The sequence below is a fragment of the Stenotrophomonas sp. AS1 genome (assembly GCF_048957655.1).
GTDB classification, from domain to species: domain Bacteria; phylum Pseudomonadota; class Gammaproteobacteria; order Xanthomonadales; family Xanthomonadaceae; genus Stenotrophomonas; species Stenotrophomonas bentonitica_A.
This window is the reverse complement of the sequence record NZ_JARVXM010000006.1, coordinates 47,632-60,760: the sequence shown is the minus strand read 5'-3', so window position 1 is coordinate 60,760 and position 13,129 is coordinate 47,632. Positions and strand designations below refer to the sequence as shown.

General features: G+C 67.6%; 13 protein-coding genes. 11 read left to right on the top strand and 2 right to left on the bottom strand.

Annotated features, from left to right (window positions below; all coding sequences use genetic code 11):
- Position 1: 1 nt before the first annotated feature.
- Entirely contained in the window at positions 2 to 955 is a 954-nt protein-coding gene (locus tag PV764_RS09125) for an AAA family ATPase (protein ID WP_046273892.1), read from the bottom strand.
- 40 nt (positions 956 to 995) lie between these two features.
- Between PV764_RS09125 and PV764_RS09120 the strand changes: the two genes are divergently transcribed.
- Positions 996 to 2,837 (top strand): glycosyltransferase family 39 protein, encoded by a 1,842-nt coding sequence (locus PV764_RS09120; RefSeq protein WP_046273893.1) that lies wholly within the window; start codon positions 996 to 998, stop codon positions 2,835 to 2,837.
- A gap of 16 nt (positions 2,838 to 2,853) precedes the next feature.
- Positions 2,854 to 4,563, top strand: a complete 1,710-nt coding sequence (locus PV764_RS09115; RefSeq protein ID WP_399622391.1) for a hypothetical protein — start codon at positions 2,854 to 2,856, stop codon at positions 4,561 to 4,563.
- A 2-nt stretch (positions 4,564 to 4,565) separates the two neighbouring features.
- Here the strand turns inward: PV764_RS09115 and PV764_RS09110 are convergent, their stop codons facing one another.
- Positions 4,566 to 5,138 (bottom strand): Maf family protein, encoded by a 573-nt coding sequence (locus PV764_RS09110; RefSeq protein ID WP_284128298.1) that lies wholly within the window; start codon positions 5,136 to 5,138, stop codon positions 4,566 to 4,568.
- A gap of 114 nt (positions 5,139 to 5,252) precedes the next feature.
- Between PV764_RS09110 and PV764_RS09105 the strand changes: the two genes are divergently transcribed.
- The 9 genes from PV764_RS09105 (at position 5,253) to PV764_RS09065 (ending at position 13,079) form a co-directional block, all read left to right on the top strand.
- The gene (locus PV764_RS09105; RefSeq protein ID WP_019185345.1) at positions 5,253 to 5,762 is read left to right on the top strand and encodes a YceD family protein; all 510 of its coding nucleotides are present in this window, start codon (positions 5,253 to 5,255) and stop codon (positions 5,760 to 5,762) included.
- Positions 5,763 to 5,870: 108 nt separating this feature from the next.
- A complete protein-coding gene (gene rpmF / locus PV764_RS09100; RefSeq protein WP_017357626.1) occupies positions 5,871 to 6,068 on the top strand; it encodes a 50S ribosomal protein L32 in 198 nt (65 codons plus the stop codon).
- Positions 6,069 to 6,156: 88 nt separating this feature from the next.
- Positions 6,157 to 7,134 carry a beta-ketoacyl-ACP synthase III gene (locus PV764_RS09095; protein ID WP_019185346.1) on the top strand — a complete coding sequence of 326 codons (978 nt, stop codon included), beginning with the start codon at positions 6,157 to 6,159 and terminating at the stop codon, positions 7,132 to 7,134.
- Positions 7,135 to 7,209: 75 nt separating this feature from the next.
- Positions 7,210 to 7,992 carry a serine/threonine protein kinase gene (locus PV764_RS09090; RefSeq protein WP_019185347.1) on the top strand — a complete coding sequence of 261 codons (783 nt, stop codon included), beginning with the start codon at positions 7,210 to 7,212 and terminating at the stop codon, positions 7,990 to 7,992.
- Between the two features lie 81 nt (positions 7,993 to 8,073).
- Complete coding sequence (gene fabD, locus PV764_RS09085) at positions 8,074 to 9,018, top strand: ACP S-malonyltransferase (protein ID WP_261997757.1); 945 nt, start codon at positions 8,074 to 8,076, stop codon at positions 9,016 to 9,018.
- Positions 9,019 to 9,092: 74 nt separating this feature from the next.
- Positions 9,093 to 9,836, top strand: coding sequence for a 3-oxoacyl-ACP reductase FabG (fabG, locus tag PV764_RS09080; RefSeq protein WP_399622395.1), 744 nt, complete (start codon positions 9,093 to 9,095; stop codon positions 9,834 to 9,836).
- A 153-nt stretch (positions 9,837 to 9,989) separates the two neighbouring features.
- Positions 9,990 to 10,229 carry an acyl carrier protein gene (gene acpP / locus PV764_RS09075; protein ID WP_017357544.1) on the top strand — a complete coding sequence of 80 codons (240 nt, stop codon included), beginning with the start codon at positions 9,990 to 9,992 and terminating at the stop codon, positions 10,227 to 10,229.
- A 136-nt stretch (positions 10,230 to 10,365) separates the two neighbouring features.
- Positions 10,366 to 11,628 (top strand): beta-ketoacyl-ACP synthase II, encoded by a 1,263-nt coding sequence (fabF, locus tag PV764_RS09070; RefSeq protein WP_421116509.1) that lies wholly within the window; start codon positions 10,366 to 10,368, stop codon positions 11,626 to 11,628.
- Between the two features lie 95 nt (positions 11,629 to 11,723).
- Positions 11,724 to 13,079 carry an aminodeoxychorismate synthase component I gene (locus PV764_RS09065; RefSeq protein ID WP_261997759.1) on the top strand — a complete coding sequence of 452 codons (1,356 nt, stop codon included), beginning with the start codon at positions 11,724 to 11,726 and terminating at the stop codon, positions 13,077 to 13,079.
- Positions 13,080 to 13,129: the final 50 nt, after the last annotated feature.

The following is a 13,129-nucleotide window of genomic DNA, read 5'->3' as shown; positions in this document are numbered from 1 at the left end:
CTCAGTCGACCTGCACGGTCTGGAGGATGGCGCGGGCCAATGCCGGCCCATTGCCGGCTTCTGCCTCCGGCACCAGCCGATGCCCGGCCACTGCAACGAACAGCGTCTGCACGTCTTCAGGCACGACATGTGCGCGGCCCAGCAGCAGGGCATGCGCCTTGGCGGCGCGCAGCAACGCCAGGCCCGCGCGCGGTGACAGGCCGACGCGCACCCCAGCGTGCTGGCGGCTGCGGGCCAGCAGCGCCTGCACGTAGGTGATCAAAGCTTCACTGGCGTGCACCTGGCCGACCGCCTCGCGCAGCGTCCGCACCTCCACCTCGCTCAGCCGCGCGGTGGCCTGTGCGATCAGGTGGCGGCGATCGGTGCCGCGCAGCAGCTCGCGCTCGGATTCGGGATTGGGGTAGCCCAGCGCCAACCGCAGCAGGAAGCGGTCCAGCTGCGAGTCCGGCAACGGGAAGGTACCGGACAGGTCGACCGGGTTCTGGGTGGCGATGACGAAGAACGGGTCCGGCAGCGGGTGGGTCACGCCATCCAGGGTCACCTGCTGCTCGGCCATCGCCTCCAGCAGCGCACTCTGGGTACGCGGCGGGGCGCGATTGATCTCATCGGCAAGCAGCACATGGGTGAAGACCGGGCCGGGGTGGAACTGGAACTGACGGCTGCCGGCGTCGTAAACGGAGACGCCAAGTACATCGGCAGGCAGCAGGTCGGAAGTGAACTGCACCCGCTGGAAGCCCAGCCCGAGGCTGGATGCCATGGCGTGGGCAAGGGTGGTCTTGCCCAGGCCGGGCAGATCCTCGATCAGCAGATGGCCGCCGGAGAGCAGCGCCACGAAGGCCAGTCGTACCTCCTGGGCCTTGCCCAGCACCAGCCCGTTGACCTGATCCTGGGCGGCGCGGAGAGACTGTCGCAGTACATCGGTTAGCATGGCTGGCACGGGGGGCGAATGATCCATGTCCGTCTCGTATCGATGATTCCACTGATTCTATAGAGCAATGCAGGGCGAACAACGCGCACGCACCATATTCCTGTTGTTGTGGACGCTGGTCACCGCCGTCAAGCTGGTGGTGGCCGCACGTCTGCCCTTGTTCGTGGACGAAGCTTTTTACTGGCAGGAAGGCCAGCACCTGGCGGCGGCCTATTCGGACCTGCCCGGGCTGACCGCATGGCTGGCGCGCCTGGGCGTGGAAGTGGGCGGCAACCATGTGCTCGCGCTGCGCCTGCCGTTCCTGGCGATCGGTGCGTGGCTGCCATGGCTGGTCTCGCGGATCGCCACGCGCTGGTTCGGCGCGGTGGCCGGTTGGCAGGCCGGCAGCCTGACCCTGCTGATGCCGCTGTCAGCCACGCTGGGCATGCTGGCCGTGCCGGATGTGCCGATGGCGCTGGCCGCAGTGCTGTGCCTGGACGCCGGTGCACGCCTGCTGCGCAACGTGGATGCGGCGGCGGCGGTGAAGCTGGCCGCAGGCCTGGCGATCGGCGCACTCAGCCATTACCGCTTCATCGGGGTGATCGTGGTCGGCTTCATCGCGCTGCTGGTGCTGCCGCAGGGCCGGCGCATGCTGCGCGATCCGCGCGTCTGGGTGGCCCTGACGGTCGGTGTGGTGGCGTGGCTGCCGCTGCTGTCGTGGAATGCCGACAACCATGATGCCGGCCTGAAATTCCAGGTGGTCGAGCGCCACCCGTGGGCGTTCGAGTGGAGCGGGCTGTGGTTCCTGGTGATCCAGCCGATGCTGGTCACCCCGATCCTGTGCATCGCGATGTGGAAGGTGGCCCTGGCCGGTACCCGCTCCGGTGGAGGCGCACGCGCCCAGTGGCGGTATTTCGGTCTGATCGGCGCGGTATCGACCCTGTCCATCTTCGCCCTGGGCTTCTTCACCGATGTGGAGCGCATCAGTTTCCACTGGCCGTTGCCGGGCTATCTCGCATTGCTCATCGCCGTGCCGGTCGTGCTCAATGGCTGGCCGCGCTGGCTGCGCCGCACCGGCTGGTGGCTGGCCGGTGCCGGGTTGGCACTGGCCTTCGGCTATTACCTGATGGCGTCCGTGCCGAGCGTGCGCGAGCAGCTGGCCGGCTACAAGTATTACCCGCGCAACTTCGCCGGCTGGGAGCCCTTGGCAGGCGCCGTGCGCGAAGAATTGAAGGGCATGCCACCGGGCACGCGCGTGCTGGCCGGCAACTTCAAGGTCGGCGCGGAACTGGGCTTCCAGTTGCGTGATCCCTCGATCGAGGTGCTGCGCCATCCGTTGAACGACAAACACGGCCGCAGTGCGCAGCTGGGGCTGTGGGGGTTGCTGCACGATGGTCAGCGCGACACGCCGATGCTGCTGGTGCTGTCCCCCAGCGACCAGCGCTATCGCGATCTGCTGGAGCGCTATCACGCGGTCTGCGGCCAGGTGGGCCCGCTGCCGCCGCCGCGCGTGGTCAGCAACGATCATGGCTATCAGCGCTTCCTGCTGTTCAAGCTGCCTGCCGGGCGGGTGGACGGGCCCTGCGTCACCCCGGCGATGGCCTGGGTGGATGCGCCGCAGCCGGATGCCAAGGTGGGCGACACGCTGGATGTGCGCGGCTGGGCCTTCAAGGACGGTGCCGGCATCGAACGCGTCCAGCTGTTTGTCGATGGGAAGCCGGTCGGCGATGCGGTCTACGGGCGCGCCTACGACATCACCAGCGCCTGGAAGATCTCCACCGATCCGCAGCATCCCAACGTGGCCTTCGATGCCACGCTGAACACCGCTCACCTCGCGCCCGGTCGCCATTGGCTGGGCATGACGCTGTACGGCAAGGACGGCAGCGTGGAGCAGTGGCAGGAACAGGCCTTCACCGTCCCCGCGCGCTGAGTGCGCGTGTTTTTTCATGGATGACACCCTCATGCGCAATGCCTCGCCGGAAACGGCTTCCGTGTCGGTGTCCCGTCCGGTCTCCGCGCCGGTGCCGCCCGCGCTGACGCGCCTGCTGTGGCTGGCGGTGGCTGCGGTCGTCGCGGTGGGCGTGGCGGCGATGCTGTGGCTCGCGCCGCGCGTGCTGTACGCCGATCCGTGGCGCTTCACCCAGAAGCTGCTGGAGATGCCGTGGCCATCGAACGTGCTGGTCTCGGACAACGGCCACCGCGAGATTCTGCCGAACCTGGTGCGGCATGCCGAGCTGTCCTGGCTGCATGGCAACCAGTGGCTGCAGATAGGCACAGGCGTGCTGCTGGCCCTGGCCACGGTGTGGCTGCTGGCCCGGATCATCAAGGCCGATGCGCTGGCGCCACCGGTACGCGCGGCCGCGACCCTGATCGGGGCGCTGTCGATCTTCTGGCTCGGCAGCCAGCGCGCGCTCACCCATGGCAACGAGTCGGTGCATGCGTATCTGATCACTGCGGTGCTGATGGCCGGGGTGGCCATGCTGCTGCGTGGGGATCGCCGCGGTGCGGTGCTGGCGGCGCTGTGCGGTGTCGCCGCGACGTTCTCGTTCGGAAGCGGCGTAGCGGTGTTCGTCGGGCTGGCGGCGGTGCTGGTGGTGCGCCGTGCGCCGCTGTCGCACTGGGTACCCTTGATGCTGGGGCTGTTGGTGGCGGTTGGCCTGCACCTGGGCATGGGCCGCACCGGCATGCCCTCGCAGATGGCGCTTGCGCCATTGGCGCAGCTGGACGTGCTGCTGCGCTGGCTGGCCTCGCCCTTCATCTACCTGGCCTGGCCTGCGCTGGATCCGGCGGCGGCACAGCAACTGCCGTTCGCGCCCGTGCGCGACGCGGTCCATTCGCTGGCGAGCGGGTACCAGTCGCTGTTCGGCCCGGTGATGACCTCGCGCTGGCCGCATCTGCTGGTGGGCGCGGTTGGGCTGGGCGGAGTGCTCGGAATGACCCGTTGCAGCTGGCAACGCGGGCGCAGCGCCGGCGCCGGGGAGTCGGTGGCGTTGGCGATGGCGTGGTTCGGGCTGGCTGTGGGCGGGCTGGTCGCGCTCAGTCGCTGGACCTATTTCGCCGATTACCCCACGCAGCTGGCCGCACCGCGGTATGTGCCGTGGTCGTGGCTGTTCTGGTGCGGCCTGCTGCTGTGGGCGACGGTCCGCGTGGGTCTGCGCCGCCCCCGGCCGGTGGTCTGGGGGGCACTCCTGCTGGCCCTGGTGGCCGTGCCGAGCACTGCGTGGATGGCCTACCTCGGCGCCAGCATGCAGCGCGTGGCCAACATGACGGCCACCGCGGCCGCGGCGGGGGTGGTCGATCCGGACCAGACCCATGGCGAGAGCGTACCCGGCGAAGTGCAGGCGGCACTGCCAAGCCTGCGCGCGCACGGGAGCGCGATGTTCGCCTGGCCCGAAACGCGCTATCTGCAGGGCAAACCCACGGCAGCCACCGCCTCGGGGGTGCCGCTCAGTGCGGTCTCGGTGGTCGCCGTGCGCAACCTGCTGGGCGGGCCCGCGTGGCGCGTGGAATTTGCTGCCCGGAGCCCGGCGCCGCGGCTGGTCCTGCAGTGCGCGGGACGCCCGGTGGGCCTGGCGATGCCGCTGGCCGGGCGCTGGGTCGGCTGGGCCACCGGGCCGCTGGATGCCGGCTGCCTGGAAGCGCTGCAGCTGCGCTGAGCTCAGGGCAGGGTGTAGCCGGCCTGGCGCAGCAGCTGGCTCACCGCGATCAGCGGCAGGCCGATCAGTGCGGTCGGGTCGCGGTTCTCGATCGCCTCGAACAAGGTGATGCCCAGCCCCTCGCATTTGAAACTGCCGGCGCAGTCCAGCGGCTGCTCGGCGGCCACGTAGCGGACGATTTCGGCATGATCCAGCGTGCGGAAATGGACCCGGGTCCGGTCGCAGGCGGCCAGGACCTCGCCGTCGCGCACCAGGCTCACCGCCGTGTGGAAGTCGACCACCTGGCCGGACATCGCCGCCAGCTGCGACTGCGCACCCTCGACCGTGCCGGGCTTGCCCAGCGCGGCGCCGTTCAGTTCCGCCACCTGGTCCGAGCCGATCACCCAGTGACCCGGGTGCAGGCGGGCCACAGCCTCCGCCTTGGCCTGCGCCAACCGCACGGCCACGGCCCGTGGGGCCTCGCCGGGGGCGGGGGTCTCATCCACCTCGGGGCGGGCGGTCTGCAGGGGCAGGCCAAGCCGTTCCAGCAGTTCACGGCGGTAGCGGGAGGTGGAGGCAAGCAGCAGTGGGGTCATGCGACAATACCGGGCACGGAAGGGCGGCAGTCTGGCCCCTCGGGGCGGGGATCGGCAACCTGACTGCGCAGGCATTTGACAGCAGCCCGGGCGATCCTTAACATTCAGCGGCTTATGTCCGCAAACGTGCCCGAAATGCTGGATGCTTGGCGGATGGTCGCAGCGCGCAGGCGCTTCGATGGCCAGGTGGATCTAGCGAAATTGACCCGCCTGCAAGGCCTTGTTGCCGATACCGAAGGTCAGTGCACCTATGCACTGGAATTCGCGCACGACGACATCCTGCGGGTATCCTATGTTGAACTGTCCATCGACACCGCGCTGCCGCTGATCTGTCAGCGCAGCCTGCAGCGTTTCCTGTTGCCGGTTTCGATGGTGCAGCGGCTCGGTCTGATCCGCAGCGAAGAGGAAGAATCCTCGCTGCCGGAAGGCTGGGAGCCGTGGCTGGTGCCCGAAGACGGCATGCTGCGACCGCTGGAACTGGTCGAGGACGAACTCGTCCTGGCCGTGCCCGTCGTGCCGTTGTCTCCCGATGGCGAGGCAGTGGACAAGGACTGGGCACCGACCGAAGAAGAAATCAGCAAGGCCAATCCGTTCGCGGCGTTGGCGGCACTGAAAAAACAATAGCAGCCGGATTGTCGTCGGCGGCTGCGGCGAAAGCGAAAACTGTGCTGGGCGCTGGCGTCCTGCGCGACGATACGACGAAGCAAAACGAACCGAGTTTGGAGCAATCCCATGGCTGTGCAGAAATCCCGTGTCACCCCGTCCCGCCGCGGTATGCGCCGTGCGCATGACGCCCTGAGCGCCAAGCAGCTGTCCACCGATCCGACCACCGGTGAAGTGCACCTGCGTCACCACATCACCGCTGACGGTTTCTACCGCGGCAAGAAGGTGATCACGACCAAGTCGAACTCGGCCGTCGAAGAAGATTGATTTGTGAAGGCCGCTGCCCGGTCGGGCGGCGGCCTTTACCCCATTCTTCCCGATCACCACGTTTGGTGATCGTGCTACAGGACATGCAATGAGCAAGCGGATCTACTCGAGGATCGCGGGCACCGGTAGTTATTTGCCCGAAAAAGTGTTGACCAACCAGGATCTGGAGAAAATGGTCGACACCAGCGATGAGTGGATTCAATCGCGCACTGGTATCCGCGAACGGCACATTGCGGCCGAAGGCGAGACCACCAGCGACCTCGGCTACCACGCCGCGGTACGTGCGCTTGAAGCGGCCGGTATCGACGCTTCGCAGCTCGACATGATCGTGGTGGGTACCACCACGCCTGACCTGATTTTCCCGTCCACCGCGTGCCTGATCCAGGCCAAGCTCGGTGCGAGCGGTTGCCCCGCCTTCGACGTCAACGCCGCCTGTTCGGGCTTCGTGTTCGCGTTGAGCGTGGCCGACAAATTCATTCGTTCCGGTGATGCACGCCATGTGCTGGTCATCGGTGCGGAAACCCTGACCCGTATCGTCGACTGGACCGAGCGCACCACCTGCGTGCTGTTCGGCGATGGCGCGGGCGCCGTCGTGCTCAAGGCCGACGAAGACACCGGCATCCTCAGCACCCACCTGCATTCGGATGGCAGCAAGAAAGAACTGCTGTGGAACCCGGTGGGCGTCTCGGCCGGTTTCGGCGAGGGCGACAATGCCCGCGGCGCGATCCTGATGAAGGGCAACGACGTGTTCAAGTACGCCGTCAAGGCGCTGGACTCGGTCGTCGATGAGACCCTGGAAGCCAATGCACTGACCAAGGCCGACCTGGACTGGCTGATCCCGCACCAGGCAAACCTGCGCATCATCGAAGCCACCGCCAAGCGCCTGGAGATGTCCATGGACCAGGTGGTGGTGACGGTCGACAAGCACGGCAATACGTCCTCGGCCTCCGTGCCGATGGCGCTGGACCACGCGGTCCGCTCCGGCCGTGTGGAGCGCGGCCAGCTGCTGCTGCTGGAAGCCTTCGGCGGCGGCTTCACGTGGGGTTCTGCTCTGCTGCGCTATTGATAGTGTCAGTTACGACAACGTGACGCTGTCGTTACGGCCCCATTACGGGGCCGTAAGCATTTCAGGAGAACTGTCATGGTTGAGCCCATCGTCATCGAAGGGCAGCGCGCCTGGCTGAAGCAGTACGGCGAAGGAAGCCGCGTGGTCGCGCTGGGGCTGCTGAACTTCATCGCCCGCCGCTTCCAGCTTGATGCCCTGCGCCCACCACCGCACCGCGGGGGCGATGCCGCCCGCGAAACCGAAGCCCGCCGCCTGGCCGAACTGCAGGCCCAGGGCGTCAACGTCCCCAGCGTGATCGGCAGCGGCCACGCCGCCCTCGTGCTGGGCGACAACGGCTCCTCGTTCAACACCTGCCTGCGCGAAGCCGACGATGCCGGCCGCGACCGCCTGGTGTCCGCGGCGATGAACGCCATCGCCCAGGCCCACCGCAAAGGCGCTTATTTCGGCCAGCCACTGCCGCGCAACCTGACCTGGGACGGCAACGAGATCGGCTTCATCGATTTCGAAGAAGACCCCCTGGAAGTCATGGACCTCGCCCAGGCCCAGGCCCGCGACTGGCTGATGTTCGGCTACGGCGTGGCCAAGTACTACGAAGATCGGCCGCAGCAGCTGCAGAGCCTGATGGCGCAGGCCATGGACGGCGCCGAAGCGCCGGTCCTCGCCCATGCCCACGATGTCACCGGTCGCCTCCAGGGGCTGGCCCGTTACAGCATGAAAATGGGCCGCTCGGCCCGCGCGCTGGCCCACTCGATCCTGATCGTCCACGGCGCCACGACCCTGGGCGTGCTGATGCTGGCCGTGATCTGCATCGACTTCTTCAGCGACGGCGACCTCGACATCCTCCAGCTGTTCACCTGAGCCCACATACGCGGCAGTACAGACGAAGGGCGACGTTCCCCTTTATCATTCGCCGTTCGATTTTTGCAGGCGGATGATCGCGTGACCGATACCAATCTCGCATTCGTGTTCCCGGGCCAGGGCTCGCAGTCGCTGGGCATGCTGGCCGAACTGGCCGAGCTGCACCCGCAGATCCGCGAGGCCTTCACCGAGGCCTCCGACGGCGCCGGTGTCGACCTCTGGGCCCTTTCCCAGGGCGGCCCGGAGGAAATGCTCAACCGCACCGAGTACACCCAGCCGGCCCTGCTGGCGGCCAGTATCGGCGTCTGGCGCGCCTGGAACGCCGTTGGCGGCGCCAAGCCGGCCGTCCTGGCTGGCCACAGCCTGGGCGAGTACACCGCCCTGGTCGCCGCCGGCGCGCTCTCGCTGCGTGACGGCGCCCATCTGGTGCGACTGCGCGGCCAGTTGATGCAGGAAGCCGCCCCGACCGGCGTGGGGGCCATGGCCGCCGTCCTCGGCGCGGAAGACGCCCTCGTCGTAGAGGTCTGCGAACAGGCCGCCGGCAGCCAGGTGGTCGTCCCGGCCAACTACAACTCGCCCGGCCAGATCGTCATCGGTGGCGACGCCGCCGCCGTGGACCGCGCGCTGGCCCTGTTGGCCGAGAAGGGCGTCCGCAAGGCCGTCAAGCTCGCCGTCAGCGTGCCCTCGCACACCCCGCTGATGCGCGAAGCCGCCAACCGCCTGGCTGAAACCATGGCTGGCCTGGACTGGCGCGCCCCGGCCCTGCCGGTGGTGCAGAACGTCGATGCCCGCGTGCATGACGGCGTGGACGCCATCCGCCAGGCGCTGGTCCAGCAGCTGTACCTGCCTGTCCAGTGGACCGGCTGCGTGCAGGCGCTGGCCGCCCGCGGCGTCACCCGGGTGGCCGAATGTGGCCCGGGCAAGGTGCTGAGCGGATTGATCAAACGCATCGACAAATCGCTGGACGCGCGCACACTGTCCACGCCCGCCGATTTCGAGACGGCCCGCGAGACCTGGGCCGCCTGATGTCTTCCGATCGTGCCCGCGCTGGACTGGCCTCGCGCCAGACCGGCCAGGCCGATCCCGTTCGAGGAAATGAGATGAGCAAGCCCCTTCAGGGTGAAATCGCACTGGTCACCGGCGCCAGCCGGGGTATCGGTGCCGCGATCGCCGACGCACTGGCCGCGCAGGGCGCGACCGTCATCGGCACCGCCACCACCGACGCCGGTGCCGCCGCCATTGGTGAGCGCCTGGCTGCCGTGGGTGGCCACGGCCGCGCGCTGAACGTCACCGACGCTGCTGCGCTGGAGGCCGTGCTGGACGGCATCGCCAAGGAATTCGGCGCCATCAGCATCCTGGTCAACAACGCCGGCATCACCCGCGACAATCTGTTGCTGCGGATGAAGGAAGAAGACTGGCAGGCGATCCTGGACACCAACCTGACCAGCGTCTTCCGCACCTCCAAGGCCGTCATGCGCGGCATGATGAAGGCGCGCAAGGGCCGCGTCATCAACATCGCCTCGGTGATCGGCGTGACCGGCAATGCCGGACAGGCCAACTACGCCGCGGCCAAGGCCGGCATCATTGCCTTCTCCAAGTCGCTGGCCAAGGAAATCGGCTCGCGCGGGATCACGGTCAACGTGGTCGCGCCGGGCTTCATCGACACCGACATGACCAAGGCCCTGCCGGAAGAGCAGCGCACCGGCCTGGTCAAGTCGATCGCCCTGGAGCGGCTCGGCGAGCCGTCCGATATCGCCAACGCGGTGGCGTTCCTGGCCGGTCCTTCAGCCAGCTACATCACCGGCGAAACCCTCCATGTGAACGGCGGCATGTACATGCCGTAAGCATGTGGCGCAAGGAGTGCGCCGCAAGTGGTTGATCCGTTTGATGTTTTGCTGCAATGCAAGGTGTCGCTGGTTTCCACTACACTATCCCACGGTCATCCCTCACCGGATGGCGTCATTTTTGAACCACTACTCCATCTGGAGCGATATCCAATGAGCACCATCGAAGAACGCGTCAAGAAAATCGTCGTCGAACAGCTTGGCGTCAAGGAAGAGGAAGTCACCAACAGCGCATCGTTCGTCGATGACCTGGGCGCTGACTCGCTGGACACCGTTGAACTGGTGATGGCGCTGGAAGAAGAGTTCGAGTGCGAAATCCCGGACGAAGAAGCCGAAAAGATCAGCACCGTGCAGGCTGCGATCGACTACATCAACGCCCACGTCAAGGCTTGATGTCAGGCGGCTCGCGCGCGGCCGTGGCGATTGCTGCGACCGCGTGCGGCAAACCCATGGGGCCGCGCTTGCGGCCCTGTGCTTTTGAGCGTTATACCGCGTGATACCCGCAACACCCGGGTCAGGAGAATCTGCAATGAAGCGTCGCGTCGTCGTTACCGGCATGGGCATGGTCTCGCCATTGGGCAATGATATGGCCAGCAGTTGGAAGGGCATCACCGAAGGCCGTTCCGGCATCGGTCCGCTGACCAACGTTTCGCAGTCCTACCTGGACCGTTTCACCACCAAGATCGCAGGTGAGGTCAGGGACTTCGACATCACCGCCGACAACGAACAGTTCGGCAAATTCCGGGTCACTGGCAAGGATGCCAAGAAGATGGACCCGTTCATTCATTACGGCCTCGGTGCCGCCTTCATGGCCTTGAACGATTCGGGCCTGGAGATCACCGACGGCAACGCCGAGCGCGTCGGCGCCATCGTGGGCGCGGGCATCGGCGGCCTGCTGGGTATCGAAGAGCAGACCATCGATTTCCACGAGGGCAAGAAGATCTCGCCCTTCTACGTGCCCAAGACCATCATCAACATGCTCCCGGGCCAGCTGAGCATCATCACCGGCCTGAAGGGTCCGTCGTTCTCGGCGGTCTCCGCCTGCGCGACCTCCAACCACTCCATCGGCACCGCGATGCGCATGATCCAGTACGGCGATGCGGACGTGATGGTGGTCGGTGGTGCCGAGCGCGGCTCCTCGCCGACCGCCCTGGGCGGCTTCTGCGCGATGAAGGCGATGAGCACCCGCAACGATGCACCGGCGGAAGCCTCGCGCCCGTGGGACAAGGAGCGCGACGGCTTCGTGCTGGGCGACGGCGCCGGCATCCTGATCCTGGAAGAGTACGAGCACGCCAAGGCACGTGGCGCGCGCATCTATGCCGAGCTGGCCGGTTTCGGCGCCAGCTCGGACGCGTACCACATGACCGCCCCGAGCGAGAACGGCGAAGGCGCGGCACGCTGCATGACCATGGCGTTGAAGGACGCGGGCGTGACCCCGGACCAGGTCGGTTACCTCAACGCGCACGGCACCTCCACGCCGCTGGGCGACCTGGGCGAAACCATGGCCATGAAGACCGCCTTCGGCGACCACGCCTACAAGATGATGGTCAGCTCCACCAAGTCGATGACCGGCCACCTGCTCGGCGCGGCCGGCGGCGTGGAGGCGATCTTCTCGGTGCTGGCGCTGCGCGACAACATCATCCCGCCGACCATCAACCTGCATGAAGCGGGCGAGGGCTGCGACCTGGATTACGTGCCCAACACCGCACGCGAGGCCAAGGTCGATGTGGTGATGTCCAACGGCTTCGGCTTCGGCGGCACCAACGGCACGCTGGTGTTCAAGCGCGTCTGACCGCCCGTTCCGTGCGCTCCCACCCGGGCCGCCATCATGGCGGCCTTGGTGTATCTGGCCCCCGCGCACGCTGCGCGCCCTTCCGGTGTCCTGTCATGTTCCAGACGCTTCCGCTGCCCGCCACCACCGACCTGCTGGCCCTGCAGCGCCTGGCCCCGCAGCGCTACCCGCTGCTGATGGAGTCCACCGCCTCGGGCACCGCGCAGGGGCGCTGGGACCTGCTGCTGATGGGCAGCGGCGAAGCGCTTGCGCTGCACGCCGACGGCGTGGTGCGTGATGCCGATGGCGTGGCGCAGGACGGCCGCTTCCTGGACGTGCTGGACGCGCACTGGGCCGCCCTGCGGTTGCCGCGCGAGGAGACGACACTGCCGTTCCGCGGTGGCTGGGCACTGATGCTGGATTACGAACTGGCCGGGCAGATCGAAGACGTGCTGGCCTTGCCGGCGCGCGCCGATGGCCTGCCGTCCGCGCTGGCGCTGCGCTGCCCGGCGGCGGTGCTGCACGACCGCGTACTCGGCCAGTTCCATGCCGTGTGCGAGAGCGGTCAGGTCGCGCTGCTGCAGACCCTGCAGGACGACCTTGCCGCGGCCGCCGCGCTGGCCCCGTTGCCAACCTGGCAGCCCCCGGTGGCGATCGGCGAAGACGCGCCACCGCGCTTCACCGACGGCGTCGGCAAGGTGATCGATTACCTGCGCGCGGGCGACGTGTTCCAGGTGAACCTCTCGCGGCGCTGGAGCGCGCAGTTCACCGAGGCGCTCTCGCCGCAGGCGCTGTACGCGCAGCTGCGCGTGGCCAACCCGGCGCCGTTCGCCGGGCTGTTCATGGCGCAGGGCAGGGCGGTGGTCAGCTCCTCGCCCGAGCGGCTGGTCTCGGTGCATGGCGATGACGTGCAGACCCGCCCGATCGCCGGCACCCGCCCGCGTTTCGCTGGCGACGACGATGCCGCGCGGATCCAGGAACTGGTCGGCCATCCCAAGGAGCGCGCCGAGCACGTGATGCTGATCGACCTGGAGCGCAATGACCTCGGCCGCATCTGCGCACCGGGCAGCGTGGAGGTGGATGAACTGATGACCGTGGAGAGTTACGCCCACGTGCACCACATCGTCAGCAACGTGCGTGGCCGCCTGCGCGAGGACGTCAGCCCCGGCCAGGTGATCGCCGCGACCTTCCCCGGCGGCACCATCACCGGCTGCCCGAAGGTGCGCTGCATGCAGATCATCGCCGAGCTGGAGCAGACCGCGCGCGGTGCCTACACCGGCGCGTTCGGCTGGCTGAACCGCGATGGCGACCTGGACCTGAACATCCTGATCCGCACCGCCGAAGTGGCCGGCGATACCGCCAGCTTCCGCACCGGGGCCGGGATCGTGGTCGATTCGGTGGCCGACAAGGAACTGGACGAAACCCGCGCCAAGGCCCGTGGCCTGCTGCGGGCGCTGGGCAGCGATGCCTGAGTCGTTTGGCGGTGTGCAGTACCCGCGCGGTATGCTGCGCGGCGAAGAAT

Excerpts from the sequence above, each read along its gene's own strand:
- PV764_RS09115 (WP_399622391.1), top strand. The coding sequence starts at position 2,854 with ATGGATGACACCCTCATGCGCAATGCCTCGCCGGAAACGGCTTCCGTG.
- PV764_RS09065 (WP_261997759.1), top strand. The coding sequence starts at position 11,724 with ATGTTCCAGACGCTTCCGCTGCCCGCCACCACCGACCTGCTGGCCCTG.
- PV764_RS09105 (WP_019185345.1), top strand. The coding sequence starts at position 5,253 with ATGTCCGCAAACGTGCCCGAAATGCTGGATGCTTGGCGGATGGTCGCA.
- acpP (WP_017357544.1), top strand. The coding sequence starts at position 9,990 with ATGAGCACCATCGAAGAACGCGTCAAGAAAATCGTCGTCGAACAGCTT.
- PV764_RS09110 (WP_284128298.1), bottom strand. The coding sequence starts at position 5,138 with ATGACCCCACTGCTGCTTGCCTCCACCTCCCGCTACCGCCGTGAACTG.
- rpmF (WP_017357626.1), top strand. The coding sequence starts at position 5,871 with ATGGCTGTGCAGAAATCCCGTGTCACCCCGTCCCGCCGCGGTATGCGC.
- PV764_RS09120 (WP_046273893.1), top strand. The coding sequence starts at position 996 with ATGCAGGGCGAACAACGCGCACGCACCATATTCCTGTTGTTGTGGACG.
- fabF (WP_421116509.1), top strand. The coding sequence starts at position 10,366 with ATGAAGCGTCGCGTCGTCGTTACCGGCATGGGCATGGTCTCGCCATTG.
- PV764_RS09125 (WP_046273892.1), bottom strand. The coding sequence starts at position 955 with ATGGATCATTCGCCCCCCGTGCCAGCCATGCTAACCGATGTACTGCGA.
- PV764_RS09095 (WP_019185346.1), top strand. The coding sequence starts at position 6,157 with ATGAGCAAGCGGATCTACTCGAGGATCGCGGGCACCGGTAGTTATTTG.
- fabG (WP_399622395.1), top strand. The coding sequence starts at position 9,093 with ATGAGCAAGCCCCTTCAGGGTGAAATCGCACTGGTCACCGGCGCCAGC.
- PV764_RS09090 (WP_019185347.1), top strand. The coding sequence starts at position 7,210 with ATGGTTGAGCCCATCGTCATCGAAGGGCAGCGCGCCTGGCTGAAGCAG.